This is a genomic window from Anaerotignum faecicola, assembly GCA_024460105.1.
In the GTDB taxonomy this organism is placed as follows: domain Bacteria; phylum Bacillota; class Clostridia; order Lachnospirales; family Anaerotignaceae; genus JANFXS01.
Map to the genome: position 1 here is coordinate 1 of JANFXS010000559.1, position 392 is coordinate 392.

Consider the following 392-nt stretch of genomic DNA (forward strand, 5'->3'; position numbering starts at 1 on the left):
GATCATTCGGAATACGGGACTCTACGGTTTAAAATATGATCCGAAGCAGGATAACGTCTACCTGTTTCTTTCAACTTACAGCAGTTACAGCTATTTCATGGGCGCCGGGCAGATCTTCTGGCACAATCCGTGTCTTGCCGGCAAAGATATCTACAGCTACGAATCGGAAGACAGAAATGGAAACCGGATTTATGCCGGTTTTGAAACAATCTACCATTGGGATGAAGACAGTTCGAGTGAGTCATATTACATATCGACAAACGATTATATGGATGTAGAGGTGAGCAGGAATCTGTGGGAAGAGCTGATCAGCCTGTTGTTTGACGCCTATGAGGAAACTCCCGCACCAGAATCCTACGAGGAATTTTTTAAAGGGTGTTATTAAAACGTAT

Annotated in this window: 1 protein-coding gene; it reads left to right on the forward strand. The window is 43.6% G+C overall.

What is annotated here, in order from left to right:
- On the forward strand, window positions 1-385 hold a 385-nt coding region (locus NE664_15385; GenBank protein MCQ4728015.1), incomplete at its 5' end, for a PSP family protein.
- Between the last annotated feature and the right edge of the window lie 7 nt (window positions 386-392).